This window comes from Nocardia alni (assembly GCF_019038435.1).
GTDB lineage: Bacteria > Actinomycetota > Actinomycetes > Mycobacteriales > Mycobacteriaceae > Nocardia > Nocardia alni.
Genome location: NZ_JAGPOX010000123.1, coordinates 12,437 through 28,863, shown reverse-complemented (window position 1 = coordinate 28,863; position 16,427 = coordinate 12,437). Strand labels below are relative to the sequence as shown.

Annotated in this window: 11 protein-coding genes and 2 pseudogenes; 8 read left to right on the top strand and 5 right to left on the bottom strand. The window is 68.3% G+C overall.

Going from position 1 to position 16,427, the window contains the following annotated elements:
- From JZ791_RS33910 to JZ791_RS33905, 3 genes and pseudogenes are all read right to left on the bottom strand, one after another.
- Nucleotides 1-614: DNA-formamidopyrimidine glycosylase family protein (locus JZ791_RS33910; RefSeq protein ID WP_216900255.1), on the bottom strand; the 614-nt coding region annotated here is incomplete at its 3' end.
- Between the two features lie 189 nt (nt 615-803).
- Nucleotides 804-1,721, bottom strand: a pseudogene (locus JZ791_RS47255) (Lhr family helicase); the annotation flags it as partial.
- A gap of 369 nt (nt 1,722-2,090) precedes the next feature.
- Nucleotides 2,091-5,867, bottom strand: a pseudogene (locus tag JZ791_RS33905) (Lhr family ATP-dependent helicase); the annotation flags it as partial.
- A 157-nt stretch (nt 5,868-6,024) separates the two neighbouring features.
- On the opposite strand from JZ791_RS33905, the gene JZ791_RS33900 reads away from it, so the two are divergent.
- Both JZ791_RS33900 and JZ791_RS33895 read left to right on the top strand, forming a co-directional pair.
- Nucleotides 6,025-6,570, top strand: a complete 546-nt coding sequence (locus JZ791_RS33900; RefSeq protein WP_308163241.1) for a histidine phosphatase family protein — start codon at nt 6,025-6,027, stop codon at nt 6,568-6,570.
- Between the two features lie 123 nt (nt 6,571-6,693).
- Nucleotides 6,694-7,599, top strand: a complete 906-nt coding sequence (locus JZ791_RS33895) for a class I SAM-dependent methyltransferase (RefSeq protein ID WP_216900251.1) — start codon at nt 6,694-6,696, stop codon at nt 7,597-7,599.
- A 122-nt stretch (nt 7,600-7,721) separates the two neighbouring features.
- Here JZ791_RS33895 and amaB read toward each other — a convergent pair whose 3' ends face one another.
- Entirely contained in the window at nt 7,722-9,269 is a 1,548-nt protein-coding gene (gene amaB, locus JZ791_RS33890; RefSeq protein WP_438804587.1) for an L-piperidine-6-carboxylate dehydrogenase, read from the bottom strand.
- Nucleotides 9,270-9,360: 91 nt separating this feature from the next.
- Between amaB and JZ791_RS33885 the strand changes: the two genes are divergently transcribed.
- From JZ791_RS33885 to JZ791_RS33860, 6 genes are all read left to right on the top strand, one after another.
- Nucleotides 9,361-9,813 (top strand): Lrp/AsnC family transcriptional regulator, encoded by a 453-nt coding sequence (locus JZ791_RS33885; protein WP_216900249.1) that lies wholly within the window; start codon nt 9,361-9,363, stop codon nt 9,811-9,813.
- A 77-nt stretch (nt 9,814-9,890) separates the two neighbouring features.
- A complete protein-coding gene (gene lat / locus JZ791_RS33880; RefSeq protein WP_216900261.1) occupies nt 9,891-11,216 on the top strand; it encodes an L-lysine 6-transaminase in 1,326 nt (441 codons plus the stop codon).
- A gap of 182 nt (nt 11,217-11,398) precedes the next feature.
- Nucleotides 11,399-12,592, top strand: a complete 1,194-nt coding sequence (locus tag JZ791_RS33875; RefSeq protein WP_216900247.1) for a YVTN family beta-propeller repeat protein — start codon at nt 11,399-11,401, stop codon at nt 12,590-12,592.
- 184 nt (nt 12,593-12,776) lie between these two features.
- Nucleotides 12,777-14,417: an acyl-CoA carboxylase subunit beta gene (locus JZ791_RS33870; RefSeq protein ID WP_216900245.1), complete on the top strand. Its 1,641-nt coding sequence runs from the start codon at nt 12,777-12,779 to the stop codon at nt 14,415-14,417.
- A 203-nt stretch (nt 14,418-14,620) separates the two neighbouring features.
- Nucleotides 14,621-14,962: an acyl-CoA carboxylase epsilon subunit gene (locus tag JZ791_RS33865; protein ID WP_216900243.1), complete on the top strand. Its 342-nt coding sequence runs from the start codon at nt 14,621-14,623 to the stop codon at nt 14,960-14,962.
- Entirely contained in the window at nt 14,962-15,663 is a 702-nt protein-coding gene (locus JZ791_RS33860) for a Maf family protein (protein ID WP_216900242.1), read from the top strand. The genes JZ791_RS33865 and JZ791_RS33860 overlap by 1 nt, the downstream gene beginning before the upstream one ends.
- Here JZ791_RS33860 and JZ791_RS33855 read toward each other — a convergent pair.
- Nucleotides 15,568-16,374 (bottom strand): helix-turn-helix transcriptional regulator, encoded by an 807-nt coding sequence (locus JZ791_RS33855; protein WP_216900240.1) that lies wholly within the window; start codon nt 16,372-16,374, stop codon nt 15,568-15,570. The two genes, JZ791_RS33860 and JZ791_RS33855, sit on opposite strands and share 96 nt — an antisense overlap.
- Nucleotides 16,375-16,427: the final 53 nt, after the last annotated feature.

Genomic DNA, 16,427 nt, shown 5'->3' with positions numbered 1-16,427 from the left:
GGGTGGTGGGCGGCGGACCGCAGGATGGTGTGGGCTCGATCTACCAGGGCGGGGAGGTCTTTCACGGTGGAGACCGGGAGACGCGGGTCCACTCGTTCGGCGAAGCAGATTTCGCTGCGATAGATGTTGCCGATGCCCGCGAGGTTGGTCTGGTCGAGCAGGGCGAGGGCTATCGGGCGGTCGGGGGTGGCGGACAGGCGCCGGACCGCTTCGGCGGCATCCCAATTCGGGCCGAGCAGGTCCGGGCCCAGATGGTCGGTCGCGGTATGTTCCTCGGCCAGGGGCAGTACTTCGACCGTGCCCAGGGAGAAGCCCACGGCCTCGGCGTCGTCGGTGGCCAGGACCAGTCGGGCGGTGAATCCTGGTTTGGTCCAGCGCTTTCCCGGTGGATAAACCCGCCACTCGCCCTCCATCTTCAGATGCGTGTGGATGCTGAGCGTGGGCGTGCGCACGAACAGGTGCTTGCCGTAGCTGCCGACGCTCTCGACCGGCTTGCCGCGCAGGTCCAGCGTGGCATATCGCGGGACCCGAAAGTCGCTGCGAATCAGTGTTTTTCCCGCGAGAGCCGTCCGCAGCCGGGCCGCGGCGAGAAAGACCGTGTCACCCTCGGGCATGTGCGGCTCCCGCGGATACGTTCGACCACCGCCGCGTTCCGACGAGGTGCACTCCGACAGCTGCGACTCCGCTCATCTGCGGTGGCGCGGCCCGGGTTCGCGGCCCATGAGCGGGGTGAGTGTGAGTAACCGGTCGAGTTCGTGGCTCGTCGGTGTCTGCCTGTGGAACGATGTGCACTGCCACGGCACTCATGGTTTGCCTCGAAGGCGGAACCCGCGCGGGGTGGAGGCGAAGCCCGCGTCGGTGAGGAAAGTGGCGAAGGTGTTGCCGTGCACGGAATCTCCGTCCACGCGCTCGACCACAAGGGAGTCGACGCGACGGTCACGGACGAGGGCGGCCAGCGCCTCGGCGGCTCGGGTGCGGTGCTGCGGATCCTCGGTGAAGGTGAGCAGGGTCTTGCCGCCGCGCTCGAGATAGAGGGTGAGGTCGCCGTCGACGAGGACGACCAGGGCGCCGGCCTTGCGGCCCGGGCGATGTCCGGCGCCTTCGGCGGATGTCTTGGGCCAGGGCAGGGCCGCGCCGTAGGGGTTGGCGGGGTCGCATGCGGCCAGGGCCAGTGCCGTGGGAGCGGCTCGCTCGTCGCGGTCGGCGTCGAAGGTGCGCAGTCGGTCCACCACATCGGTGGTGGAGAACTGTGCACCGCCCAGGGAATCGACGAAATAGCCGCGACGGCAGCGACCGCGGTCCTCGAATTCGGTGAGTACGCGGTACATCAGCGCGAATCCGCCCGGAATCTGTTCGCCCTGTACTGATCCCCGGGTCAACACCCCGTACCGCTCGAGCAGCTGATCGGCCGTCGCGTGCGCGCGAACCGTATTGTCGCCCACCCGCTCCGGCAGCAGTGACCAGCGTCCGGCCACGGAGGGTGGCCCGGTGCGCGACGGCATGGCCGGGCGCGGCAGGTACGCGCGGCCGCGTGGGGTGCGCCGGGGCGAGCGATGCGCGGTGGTGGTGCGCGCGGTGCCCGACAGCAGCGCTCGTACCGGCGCGAACGTATCGCCACCGACGTACCCTGCCCAGACCAGTTCCCACAGCGCCGTCGAGACCACCGCATCGTCCAGTAGGCCGGTAGCGTCCGACAGTTGCCTGAAGAAGTAAGCGCCGCCTGTGGATGGAACCACCTGGACCCGAGGGGCGGCGGTGCTCTTGGCCTCGTCCGCACCGTTGAGGGCTGCTCCCATGCGATCCGCCGTGGCGTCCGAACCGATCGTCGGCGGGTTCGGCTGTGCCGGTGGGGGAGTCGCGGTTCCGGGATCGGCGGTAGTGCCCTCCGGGCGAATCGGTCCACGGGGCGCCCGGGGAGCGCCTGCGTCTCGAGCGGTCGTTCCGGGACGTTCGGCCGACTCGGATCGATCGGTCGAATCATGCTGGTGTGCGGTTGGTCTCGCGGTCAAAGGTGGTGATTGCGGGATCACAGTCGCGCCCAAAGCCATCAACAGCTGGATCTGAGTCTCGGTGAGGTCGATGTCGTCCGGCAGGGGCAGTGTGACACCGGCCTGGTCGGCGAGGTGCAGGGCGATCCAGCCGTCCTTGGCGGTGATCGACCCGTGGCCGGACCAGATGATCTCGCCGGTGGCCATCAGCTCGTCCAGCATAGCGGGGGAGTAGTCGCGCACCCGCGTGGGCAGGATCAGCGTCTCCCATGCGGACGCCGGAATCGGAACGCCCGCAAGCTGTTCCACGACGGCGAAGACTCCGTCGACACCGCGCAGTTCCCCGGTGCCGATATGCTGCCACGCGGGCAGGAAACGGGCGAACGCGCTGGTGGATACCGGCTCGACCTCCTTGCGGGCCGCGGCCAGTGAGCGTCGCCGGAGGCGGCGCAGCACCTGGCTGTCACACCACTCCGTGCCGCCGGAGCCGGGTGTGAATTCGCCTTCCACCACTCGTTTCTCGGCGGCCAGGCGGTGCAGGGCGGTGGCCGCGACGGCGGGGCCGATGCCGAAGCGGTGAGCGAGCGCCTCGAGCCCGAACGGGCCGTGCGTGCGTGCGTAGCGGCCGGCCAGGTCACCGAGCGGGTCGGCGACGGGCTCGATGAAGGCCGCCGGGGTGCCGATCGGCAGCGGAACGCCCAGGGCGTCACGCAGCCGCGAGGCGTCTTCGATCGCGACCCACCACTGCCGCCCGGCGAAGGAAACCTCCAGCGCACGATGGGCTTTCAACAGCTCGGCGAACCACGGCCGAGGGTCCTCGGCGCACCGTTCGGCGGCCTCGGCCGCGGTCAGCGGGCCCAGCAGACGCAGCAGATCGGCCAGCCCCTCGCCGTCGCGGGCGTGACGTTCGGGCGTAAGCCGCTGTAGTTCCCGCTCGGTCAGCTCGAGGACCGAGGCATCGAGCAGTTCGCGCAGCTCCACCCGCCCGAGCAACTCGGCGAGCAACCCGGAGTCCAGGGACAGCGCGGCGGCGCGGCGTTCGGCCAGCGGACTGTCGCCCTCGTACATGAACTGCCCGATGTAGTCGAACAGCAGCGCGTTGGCGAACGGCGACGGCGTGGCCGTCTCCACCTCCACCAGGCGTAGTTTGCGCCGGGCGATGCCCGATTGAAGCTCGGTCAGCGCGGGCAGGTCGTAGACGTCCTGGAGACATTCGCGCGCCGTCTCCAGCAGGATCGGGAAGTCGGGGAACTTGCGCGCCACATCCAGCAGTTGCGCCGCGCGTTGCCGCTGCTGCCACAGCGGGGCCCGGCGCCCGGGATCGCGGCGAGGCAGCAGCAGGGCACGGGCCGAGCACTCGCGGAACCGGGAGGCGAACAGCGCCGAGCCGCCGACCTGTTCGGTCACCAGGTCGGCGATCTCGTCGGGCTCGAAGACGAACAGCTCCGCGCCCGGCGGATCGTCGGTGGTGTCGGGTAATCGGACCACGATCCCGTCGTCGGCGGCCGTAGGCGCGGCATCGACCCCGAAACGCTCGCGCAACCGCGCGCCCACCGCGAGCGCCCACGGCGCATGCACCGGAACCCCGTACGGCGAATGCAGAATCAACCGCCAATCGCCGAGTTCGTCGCGAAATCGTTCGACCAGCAGTGTCCGATCGGTCGGCAAATGACCTGTCGCCGAATTCTGTTCCCGCAGCAGGGACACCAGATTCGCGGTCGCGAATTCATCCAGCCCGGCCGCGTGCACGATCCGCTCGAGCTCGGTGAGTTCCTCGCCGCCGTCCGTGCCGCGCTTGCGCTTTCGTCCGGTCGTCGCGCGCTCGCCTGCCGCCGCTGACCGCTTCCCGGCTTTGCTCGTGCTGAGGTCGGTATCTGACGAAGCGCCGGCATCGATCTCTGCCGAAGGCGTGCCGAGCGGACGGGGCGGGACTGCACCGGCACTGGATCGGGCGTCGATCAGCGTGTCGAGATGCGCTGCCGGAGCGCGCTCGATCGCCCGCCCGGCATCGCGCACGAATTCGCCCAGTGCGGCGCCCAGTTCGGCGGGGCGGCCGAGTGAATCACCGTGCCAGAACGGGAGCCGGCCGGGCAGCCCGAAGGCCGGGGTGACCAGGACCCGATCGTGGGTGATCTCCTCGATGCGCCAGCTGGTGGCGCCCAGGGCGAACACATCGCCGACGCGGGACTCGTAGACCATCTCCTCGTCGAGTTCGCCCACGCGAGAGGCCTTCTCGCCCACCATGAATACCGGGAACAGGCCCCGGTCGGGGATCGCGCCGCCGGAGGTGACGGCCAGGCGCTGCGCCCCGGGGCGCCCGGTCAGCGTGCCCGCGTCGCGGTCCCACACCACGCGCGGCCGCAGTTCGGCGAATTCGTCGGACGGGTAGCGCCCGGACAGCAGATCCAGCACCGACTCGTAGGCGGATCGCGGCAGGGCGGCGTAACTGCCCGTACCGCGCACCATCTCGAACCAGGCATCCACATCGATCGGTTCCAGCGCGCAGGCCGCGACCGTCTGCTGGGCGAGAATATCCAACGGATGCAACGGAATTCGCAGCTTTTCGATCTGCCCGGCCGTCATGCGCATCGAGGCGACAGCGCAGTGGATCACGTCGGTGCGGTGCTTCGGGAAGATCACACCCCGGGAGATCTCGCCCACCTGATGTCCGGCCCGGCCCACCCGCTGCAGCCCGCTGGCCACCGAGGGCGGCGCCTCCACCTGCACGACGAGGTCGACCGCGCCCATATCGATGCCCAGCTCGAGGCTGCTGGTGGCGACCACGCACCGCAGCCGCCCCGTCTTCAGATCGTCCTCGATGATCGCGCGCTGCTCCTTGCTCACCGAGCCGTGATGGGCCCGCGCGAGCAGCGGCCCGGCGCCGTGATTCACATCGCCGGTGGCGCCGATCAGGGCGGGCGGACCGTGCTCGGTGGACACTTGCTCCCCGGACCGTTCGGCATAGGACTCGTTCAGCCGTGCGGTCAGCCGTTCGGCCAGCCGGCGCGAATTGGCGAACACGATCGAGGATCGATGCTCGAGCACCAGATCCACGATGGCCGCGTCGACATGCGGCCAGATGGAGGGCGTGCGGGGCTCGTCGGCGTCGAGATCGGCCGTACCCGCGGGCTCGGGCGCGGTCATGTCCGCGACCGGGACACGGACCGTCAGGTCGAAGGTCTTCGGTGCGGGCGGCGCGACGATGGTGATGGGTGCTCTACCGACCAGGAACCGGCCGACCTCCTCGGGCGGGCGCACCGTGGCGGACAGGCCGATCCGCTGCGCGGGTCGCGGTATCGACCCATCCGGCTGCGCCGACTGCGTCAACTCGTCCAGCCGGGCCAGCGACAAGGCCAGGTGCGCACCGCGTTTGGAGCCCGCGATGGCGTGCACCTCATCGATGATGACGGTGTGCACCGCGCGCAGCGACTCCCGTGCGGCGGAGGTGAGCATGAGGAACAGCGATTCCGGCGTGGTGATCAGGATGTCGGGCGGGGTCCGCAGCAACGACCGGCGCGCGGCGGCGGTGGTGTCACCGGAGCGGACGCCGACGCTGATCTCCGGTGCGGGCAGGCCCAGCCGTTTGGCCGTCTGCGCGACCCCGACCAGTGGAGCCCGCAGATTGCGCTCGACATCCACGGCCAGGGCCTTGAGCGGGGAGACATACAGCACCGAGGTGCCGGGCGCCACCCTCTCGCGCCCCGCGAGCCTGTCGATCGCCCACAGGAACGCCGACAGCGTCTTCCCGGACCCGGTCGGGGCGATGACCAATGTGTGCTCCCCCGCGGCGATCGCCCGCCATGCGCCCAGCTGAGCGGCCGTCGGCGCGGGGAACGCGCCGGCGAACCACTCCTGGGTCGGCCGGGAGAACTGATCCATGGGATCAAGTCTGCACCCGGGCACCGACAAGTCGGGGCGACGGTGCCGGACGGCAGATGCGCAGGTTGCGCGGGTCGTCCGGAACATGCGGTCCCGCTCTGGCGAAGCCTGAGCAATCCCGGCACGGGTCTCGGCGCCGGGCCGTAGGCTTCCAAACGTGCAGAAGGTGCTCCGACTCGACCTGGTCAGCCATGGTATGACCGAGGCGATGCGCAAGGCACGATTCCCGGTGGACGAGCCCCTGACCGAGGCTGGGCGCCGCGCTGTCGCCGAGTGCGGTCGCCTGCATGCCGCGCGCGTCCTGACCGCCCCCGAACGCCGTGCCGTGGAGACCGCCGCCCTGCTCGGCCTGCTGGGCGAGGAGGACGACCGCCTCCGCGACCTGGACGCGGGAGCCTGGCGTGGCGGTGAGCTGATGTCGGTCCCGCAGGACGACCTCTACGCCTGGCTCACCGACCCGAAATTCCGCGGCCACGGCGGTGAGGCGGTCATCGACGTGATCGAGCGAACCCGCCAATGGCTGATCGACATCGCCGAACAAGGCCTGCCCACCATCGCCGTCACCCACCCCGCGATCATCCGGGCCGCGATGCTGATCACCCTCGAGGCGCCCGCGAATTCCTTCTGGCGCATAGACATTCCCCCGATAGGCGTCACCCGCATGCATTATCGGGGGGAATGGACGCTGCAGTTCCGGACATGAGGGCGGTGTGCGGTCCGCGGGCGATACCGACCGTTACCTGACGCCCGGCACACGTCCCTGCCTGGCGCCCGGGCGCGGCGTAGCCTCGACGGCAGATCCGAAGACGAACTGCGAGGTGACGTGATGCGTACCGACGGGGATACCTGGGATATCGTCAGCAGCGTGGGTCGCACCGCACTGGGTGTGGCGGCGTTTCGTGCGCTGGAGTCCGAGCGCGCCGACCCGCTGATCCACGACGAGTTCGCGCGCTGGTTCGTCGAGGCGGCCGGTGAGCAGCATTTCATCTCGCTTCTGAATGATCCGTCGGCGCTCTCGGGCCAGGATTTCTTTCCACGCATGATGGGCCCGCGGACCAGGTTCTTCGACGAGTACTTCGTCGGCGCCGCAGCACAGGGAGTGCGGCAGGCCGTGATCCTGGCCGCCGGTTTGGACGCACGGGCGCATCGTCTCGATTGGCCTTCCGGCACAACTGTTTACGAGATCGATCGAGATACGGTACTCGATTTCAAGGATCGCGTGCTGACCGAGCATGCCGCGAGTCCCAAGGCCGACAGGCGCACCGTGGCGGTGGATCTGCGGGACGACTGGCCCGCCGCGCTCATCGCCGCCGGTTTCGACGCCGCGACGCCCACGGCCTGGTCGGCGGAGGGGCTGCTGTCGTATCTGCCGGGTGCGGCCCAGGACGCGCTGTTCGAGCGGATCGATACGCTGTCGGCTCCGGGCAGCCGGCTGGCCTCGCACAATGCGCCGAACGTTTCGGGGGAACTGCGGGAGAAGATTCGTCAATTCATGGAATCTCGTGGCCACCGCGCGCCGTGGGGTGACGACATGCCACGTGACCTCTGGTACGACGACGACCGGAACGACCCGGTCCAGTGGCTGACCGAGCACGGCTGGACGGTCCGTACGTTCACCTTCGAGGAGCTGTTCACCTCCTACGGCCGTCCGCTGCCCGACCTGTCCGATCTGCCGCCGGAGATCACCGAAATGCGTCACCGCGCGGCGTTCTGGACCGCCGAGAAGCCCTGAGCCCGATCCGCGCGTCATTCCCCTGTGAGGTGCGGGCCTCATCTGCGCTCGATCCACTGTGTGCCAGCGGATTCCGCACAGAATCGAGACGGTGGGCGCCTGCGGAATGACCGGGATACCTGCTAACCGAACGTAATTCCCTGTGCCAGTGGCAAATCCGTCGAGTAATTGACCGTGTTGGTCGCTCGCCGCATATAGGCCTTCCAGGCGTCCGAACCGGACTCCCGGCCGCCACCGGTCTCCTTCTCCCCGCCGAACGCGCCGCCGATCTCCGCGCCGGAGGTGCCGATGTTGACATTGGCTATGCCGCAGTCGGATCCGTCGGCGGCCAGGAAGCGTTCGGCCTCGCGCTGGTTCTGGGTGAAGACCGCCGAGGACAGGCCCTGGGGGACGCCGTTGTGCAGAGCGATGGCGTCCTCGAAGTTCTCGTAGGTCAGGACGTACAGGATCGGGGCGAAGGTTTCCTCGCGGACGATCTCGGTCTGGGCGGGCATGCGGATCAGGGCCGGGCGGACATAGTACGAATCGTCGGCATCGGTCTCGACTCGCTCACCGCCGCAGAGCAATTCGCCGCCGTCGGCGATGGCGCGGGCAATCGCGGCCTGCATCGCGGTGTACGCCTGGCCGTTGATCAGGGGGCCGACCAGCACGCCGTCGTCGAGTGGATTGCCTACCCGCAGTTGGTCGTACGCCTTGACGATCCGATCGGTGAGCGGACCGACGACATCAGCGTGCGCGATCACCCGCCGCAGTGATGTACAGCGTTGCCCGGCGGTGCCTGCCGCCGCGAAAACTATTCCACGCGTGGCAAGTTCGAGGTCGGCAGAGGGGGTGACGATCGCGCCGTTGTTGCCGCCGAGCTCCAGCAGGCAGCGCCCGAATCGCGCGGCCACCCGCGGCGCGACGATGCGGCCCATCCGCACCGACCCGGTCGCGCTGACCAGTGCCACCCGCTCGTCGTCCACCAGTCGCGACCCCACCTCGGCATCGCCCTGGACGAGCTGATGGATATCCGGATCGGCGCCCACCTCGGCGGCCGCGCGCCGCAGCAGTCCGTGACAAGCGAGAGCGGTCAAAGGCGTTGTCTCCGATGGTTTCCAGACCACGGTATCGCCACATACCAGCGCGATCGCGGTATTCCACGACCACACCGCCACGGGAAAGTTGAACGCGGACAACACTCCGACCACCCCGAGCGGATGCCAGGTCTCCATCAGCCGGTGCCCGGGCCGTTCGGATGCCATTGTGCGCCCGTACAACTGCCGCGACAGCCCGACCGCGAACTCGCAGATGTCGATCATCTCCTGCACTTCGCCCCGGGCCTCGGCGCCGATCTTCCCGGCCTCCAGGGTGACCAGCTCGCCGAGTTCGCGCTTGTGCGCGGTGAGCAGTTCGCCCAACCGGCGCACCACCGCCGCGCGCTGCGGCGCCGGAACGGTGCGCCAATCCGTGAACGCGGTGGCCGCCCGGCGGATCGCCGCATCGACCTCGGCGGCAGAACTCGGCGCGAGGGCGGCGAGGTCGCCGCCGGTGATCGGGGTGCGCGCCGAGAGCAGCCCGGGCGCGGGCGACTGGACGCCCAGCTCGCGCAGCAGTTGCTCGGCGCGCGCGGCCAGTTCACCGGTGGCGGGTGCGGCGAGGGTCATGAGCATCTCCGTATCTGACGACATCCGATGTATCCGAGGGCTCTGATCTGTGGCGGCGTATCGCGGCGGGGACCGTTCCTACCACGGCTTCGGCCCGCTGCGTTAGCCTTCGCTGGTGGCGGATGCACCTGCGAAACCTGTTCTCGACGATATCGACCGACTGCTGATTCGCGAACTGATGGACGATGGGCGCGCCACCTTGTCACACCTCGCGGAGAAGGCGAACCTGTCGGTGTCCGCGGTGCAATCCAGGGTGCGCCGGCTCGAGGCGCGGGGGGTGATCCGGGGGTACAGCGCGCAGATCGATCCGGAGGCGTTGGGGCAGATGCTGTCCGCATTCGTCGCCATTACTCCTCTCGATCCCTCGCAACCCGACGATGCGCCCGCCTTGCTGCGGCACGTGCCCGGGATCGAGGCGTGCCATTCGGTGGCCGGCGAGGAGAGCTACGTCCTGCTCGTACGGGTCGCCTCGCCCCGGCATCTGGAGCAGCTGTTGCAGGAGATCCGCGCGACGGCCAACGTCAGGACTCGAAGCACCATCATTCTGCAGACATTCTATGACAGGTAGGCTCTGACCGTAATTTTGTAATCAGATCCGTAGAAAAAACGTAAAATTTTACGTAGCCTGATGGTGTGACACTCGAAATGGAGCGCCCCGGGGTGATTCGCAACGCGCCGCAGGTCACCCCCACGCAGGTGCACGAAATTCTGAGCGCGAACATCCTGGCCGACGGCTTCGAACTGGTCCTGGATCTGACCGGATCGCGCGGACGTCGGCTCATCGACGCCCGTGACGGCGCCTCATACCTGGACATGTTCGGCTTCTTCGCCTCCTCCGCCCTGGGCATGAACCATCCCGATCTGGCCGATGACGAGGACTTCCGTGCGGAGCTCGTCACCGCCGCCCTGAACAAACCCAGCAACTCCGACATCTACACCGTCGAGATGGCCCGCTTCGTGGACACCTTCGCCCGCGTGCTCGGCGATCCCGCGCTGCCGCACCTGTTCTTCATCGACGGCGGCGCCCTCGCGGTCGAGAACGCGCTCAAGGCCGCGTTCGACTGGAAGAGCCGGCACAACGAAATGCACGGCCGCCCAGCTCATCTCGGCACCAAGGTGCTGCATCTGACCGGCGCCTTCCACGGCCGTTCCGGTTACACCATGTCGCTGACCAACACCGATCCGGTGAAGATCGCCCGTTTCCCGAAGTTCGACTGGCCGCGCATCGACACGCCGTATCTCGCACAGGATGTCGACATCGAGGCCGCCGAGGAACGCGCTCTGGCCCAGGCCCGTGCCGCGTTCGCCGAGAACCCGCACGACATCGCGTGTTTCATCGCCGAACCCATACAGGGCGAGGGCGGCGATCGGCATCTGCGGCCCGGATTCCTGCAGGCCATGCAGGCGCTGTGCCACGGGAACGACGCGCTGTTCATCCTGGACGAGGTCCAGACGGGCGTCGCGGCCACCGGCACCCGCTGGGCGTACGAGCAGCTCGGCCTGACGCCCGACATCGTCGCCTTCGGCAAGAAGACCCAGGTGTGCGGGATCATGGCGGGCGGCCGGATCGACGAGGTCCCGGACAACGTGTTCACCGTCAGCTCGCGGCTGAACTCCACGTGGGGTGGCAATCTGACCGATATGGTCCGGTCGCGCCGCATCCTCGAGGTGATCGAGCGCGACGGGCTGGCCGATCGCGCCGCCACCCTCGGCGCACACCTGCTCGGCCGGCTGGAGGCCCTGGCGGTCGAGCATCCGGAGATCACCGATCCGCGCGGGCGCGGACTGTTCTGCGCGATCACGATGGAATCGGCGCAGCTGCGCGACGAGGTGGTGACAAGGCTGCGCGAGGACGAACGAGTGCTGCTGCTGGGCACCGGCGATCGCGGCATCCGATTCCGTCCGCCGTTGACGGTCACCACCGAGGAACTGGACCAGGCGGTCGATGCGCTGGACCGCGTACTGAGCTGACGACGCCGACGCCTTGAGACGGCCGGACCCACCGCTCGCGGGGCCGGCCGTCGGTTCCGAAGTGCTCCGACGACAACACGATCCGCGACATTGCCCTGATGTTGCTGTCAAAGGCATTGTGGGGTTTTAGTATTCGCACCCATGTCGAAGTGCATGCGTGAATCCGTGGCCGGACGCCACACGTGAGGGTGCGCCGAGCGACCCTCGGATGCGTCGGCGCTGCCATTGTGCTGGCCGGTTGCGTATCCTCCGGAATTCCGGAGAAACTACGGATAGCTCCCCACAAGCCGCGGATCGCCCAGGTGCTGCTCGCACCGGCGCCGGTTCCGCCGCCGATGCTGCCCGGCATGCCGCCGCCGTTGTCGCCCACCGACGTCTACGCGGGTGCGCGGCAGCTCGCACCATCCGTCGCCGGAGATTTGCCCAGGGTGTACGTGCCCAACAGCGGGTCGAACACCATCTCGGTGATCGATCCCGCGACGTACCAGGTGATCGACACCTATCCCTCGCAGGGCGAGGAACCGCAGCACGTCGTCCCGTCGTATGACATGCGGATGCTGTACGCGACCAACGACCTGCCGATCGGCAGTGGCAGCCTGTTGCCGATCGATCCGCGCACCGGCAAACCCGGCGATCCGCTGCCGGTGCGAGACCCCTACAACATGTATTTCACCCCCGACGGCCGTTATGCGATGGTCGTCGCCGAGGCGGACAAGTCGCTGGATCTCTACGATCCGCACGACTGGCGGCGGGTCGGCGCCATCCCGGTGCCCGAATGCGCCGGTGTCGACCATATGGATTTCACCGCCGACGGCCGCCACGCGCTGATCAGTTGTGAATTCGCCGGTCGCATGGGCGTGGTCGACATCGCCCGGCAGCGGCTGGTCGGCATGATCGACCTGCCGGATGGGCGAGAGGGCATGCCGCAGGATGTGAAGCTGTCCCCGGACGGGGCCACCTTCTTCGTCGCGGACATGATGGCCGACGGCGTGTACACGATCGACGCGCGGACCTTCCAGGTCACCGGATTCGTGCCGACCGGCAAGGGCACGCACGGCCTGTACGTCACGCGCGACGCCGCGCGGATGATCATCACCAACCGGGGCGAGGGGAGCCTGTCGGTCTGGGATTTCGCACAGCGGAAGGTAGTGCGCACGTGGGCCATTCCCGGTGGCGGCAGTCCCGATATGGGAAATATCTCAGCCGACGGACGGGTGTTCTGGGTGTCCGGGCGCTACAGCGGTGAGGTCTACGCCATCGACATCGTCGATTGGAAACTCCTGGCCCGCATACCCGTCGGTCGCGCACCGCACGGCCTGACGATCTGGCCGCAGCCCGGGCGCTACTCCACCGGGCACACCGGAGTCATGAGGTGAGTGTGCGCCGTGCCGAATCCGGACCTGTCACGAATGTGACCCACGCAACGTTATAGAGGTGGCTTCGATTCCGTCCCACCGCATTTCACCAGGGCTTTTCTGCTGGCAAATAGTCAATAAAGGTACTCGTCAGTAGCCCCTACAGGAGTTCCCCATGTCATCGCCACTAGCTACACTCCGGGACATGACGAGTGTCCAGCAGCAGCCTTCGCCGGGGTCGGCGGGCTCCCCCGACATCCACACCACGGCAGGCAAGCTTGCTGACCTGCGCAATCGGCTGGACGAGGCCAAGCATCCCATGGGCGAGGCCGCCGTGGACAAGGTGCACGCCAAGGGCAAGATGACAGCGCGTGAGCGCATCCTGGCCCTGCTGGACGAGGATTCGTTCGTCGAGATGGACGCGCTGGCCCGTCACCGCAGCGTCAATTTCGGCCTGGACAAGAACCGCCCGCTGGGCGACGGCGTGGTCACCGGCTACGGCACCATCGACGGCCGCGACGTGTGCATCTTCTCCCAGGACGTCACCGTCTTCGGCGGCTCGCTCGGCGAGGTCTACGGCGAGAAGATCGTCAAGGTGATGGACCTGGCCATCAAGACAGGCCGCCCGCTGATCGGCATCAACGACGGCGCCGGCGCCCGCATCCAGGAGGGCGTGGTCTCGCTCGGCCTCTACGGCGAGATCTTCCACCGCAACATCCAGGCCTCCGGCGTGATCCCGCAGATCTCGCTGATCATGGGTGCGGCCGCGGGCGGGCACGTCTACTCCCCGGCGCTGACCGACTTCGTGGTCATGGTCGACCAGACCAGCCAGATGTTCATCACCGGCCCCGACGTGATCAAGACGGTCACCGGTGAAGAGGTCACCATGGAGGAGTTGGGCGGCGCCCATACCCACATGGTGAAGTCCGGCGCCGCGCACTACGTCGCCTCGGGCGAGCAGGACGCGCTGGACTACGTCAGGGACCTGCTGAGCTACCTGCCCAGCAACAACCGCGCCGAGGCCCCGCGCTTCCCGGCCACCGACCCGATCGCCGGCGCGATCGAGGAGTCGCTGACCGAAGAAGACCTCGAGCTCGACACGCTGGTCCCGGACTCGCCGAACCAGCCGTACGACATGCACGAGGTGATCCGCCGCCTGCTGGACGACGACGAATTCCTCGAGGTGCAGGCCGAGCGCGCGATGAACATCATCGTCGGCTTCGGCCGCATCGACGGCCGCAGCGTCGGCATCGTGGCCAACCAGCCCACCCAGTTCGCGGGCTGCCTGGACATCGACGCCTCGGAGAAGGCCGCGCGGTTCGTGCGCACCTGTGACGCGTTCAACATCCCGATCATCACCCTGGTCGACGTTCCGGGCTTCCTGCCGGGCACCGATCAGGAATACAACGGCATCATCCGCCGCGGCGCGAAGCTGTTGTATGCCTACGGCGAGGCAACTGTGGGGAAGATCACTGTCATTACCCGCAAGGCATACGGTGGCGCCTACGACGTGATGGGCTCCAAGCACATGGGCGCCGACGTCAACCTGGCCTGGCCGACCGCCCAGATCGCGGTCATGGGCGCCTCGGGCGCGGTCGGGTTCGTCTACCGCAAGCAGTTGCAGCAGGCCGCCAAGGATGGGTCCGACGTCGACGCACTGCGCCTCGAGCTGCAGAATGAATACGAGGACACCCTGGTGAATCCGTACGTGGCGGCCGAGCGCGGCTACGTCGACGCGGTCATTCCGCCCTCGCACACCCGCGGTCAGATCGTCTCGGCGCTGCGGTTGCTCGAGCGCAAGATGGTCACCATGCCGCCGAAGAAGCACGGCAACATTCCGCTCTGATCCGACGATATTCCGCGTATCGGGGAACGGACTCGCGGATGATTTCGGTCGGCGGTATCGCGCAGATTCGTCCCTTTCGAGCGAAGATGGAAGGCGGACCTGAATACAAGGTTCGCGACGAACACCCGTTTGCGGGGCACGCGAAGCCTCGCGAGCGCGCCGGGTCCCGTGGGGCGCGGCGGAGGAACAGGAGGAGCTGGCACGTGACGGCTGTAGCTGATGAAGAGGTGCTCCGCGCCGCAGAATTGGCTCTGTCTGTCGACGATCTCGTCGACACGATGGAGGCGCCCGCGGCCGATGAGTCCGGATCTGCGGGTGTCGCAGGGGTCTCCGGGGCCGGAACCATCCGGATCCTCAAGGGCTCGCCCACCGAGGTGGAGGTCGCCGCGCTGGCATGCGTCTTCGCGGCCGCCGCGAGCGCCGGCGCCTCGGCGCCCACCTCGACCGGGCCCGTGGATCTGTGGGGGATGCCGACCCTGATGCACCGCGGTGCGTCGCCGTTCTCGCCGTACGCCTTCCCCTTCCTGTCGCACATGCGCGATTAATGGGGGTATCGCGGATCGATGCCGTAGGGAGTGGGCCGCGATTCGTACTCGGATCGGCCTCGCCCGCCCGATTGCAGGTGCTGCGTTCAGCCGGTGTGCAGCCGATGGTGCGGGTCTCGCAGGTCGACGAGGATGCCGTGGCGGCGGCGCTGCCCGCCGCGACCCCGCCCGAGGGTGTGGTCACGGCCCTGGCGCGGGCCAAGGCCGAGGCCGTGGCCGCCGCGCTGATCGCCGACGCCGATCCGGTCGTCGCCGATTGTGTCGTGGTCGGCTGCGATTCGATGCTCCTGATGGACGGGGAGCTCCAGGGCAAGCCGCACACTCCGGACGTGGCCCGGGCGCGCTGGGCCCAGATGGCCGGACGTAGCGCGGATCTTCTTACCGGGCACTGCGTGCTGCGTCTGGACGAGGCCCGGATCGTCGCGCAGGCCGCCGACTGCAGCACCACCACCGTGCACTTCGCCAAGCCCGAACCCGAGGAGCTGGACGCCTACATCGCCACCGGCGAGCCGCTTCAGGTCGCGGGCGCGTTCACCCTGGACAGCCGAGGCGGCTGGTTCGTCGAGCGCATCGACGGCGACCCCTCCAGCGTCATCGGGATCGGATTACCGCTGGTTCGTCGACTGCTTGGTGACGTGGGTGTCGGGATTGCGCAGCTGTGGGCCGTCGGTGCGCAGCTGGGGGCCGACTCGGCTCGCTGACGGTGTGGTCGCCGCGAGCCGCGGCACGCCATCCTCAGGATGGGCGTCCGGCATTGCCGAAGGGTCCGGCACCACCGACTTCAACGCCTCCAGCCGGGCGACGCACAGCTCGGGCTCCACGAACGGCTGCAGCCGCACGTTCACCGTATCGCGGGCGCCGCCTCGATCCAGCGCCTCGCGCATCAGCCCCAGATGTACCCCGCAGACCACCTCCGAATGGGTGCGGGCAAGCTCGCGCAGCGGGCAGGCGGTCAGTCGGATCGTGGCCTGTTCCTGAGTTTCCGTCGCGGGATCCCGCTCGGGTGCGAAGCCCAGTTCCGACTGCACCGTGATCGTCAGATCCCGCGCGTCGTCGAGGTTGTTGATCGGCTGCTCGAACGACTCGACCTTCGCGCCCCAGGCCCGGCCCGCAGCCACTGCGGCCTCGGCGCGGCGGCGCGGGTCGCTGCCGAGCTGCTCGGCGAGCACCTGCGCGAGATCCTGATAGCCCACCGATCGCTGGACCGCGCTGTATCCGATCCGCGGGCGTCCCCGTCCACGCGGCGGCTGCTGAAACTGGCGCACCAACGATTCCCGTGTGAGTACGTCCAAGTGAAAACGTACCGTGGTGACGTGCTGTCCGGTCACTCTGGCGAGTTGCTGGGCGTCGAGAGGCTCGCTGGCGCCGCGCAGTATCGCGAGCAGGCGCCGTCGCGGCCAAGAATCGGACATAGCTCACCCCTCCTCCCGGGAGACTTTATCGGATGCGGCTGCGACTTATTCGC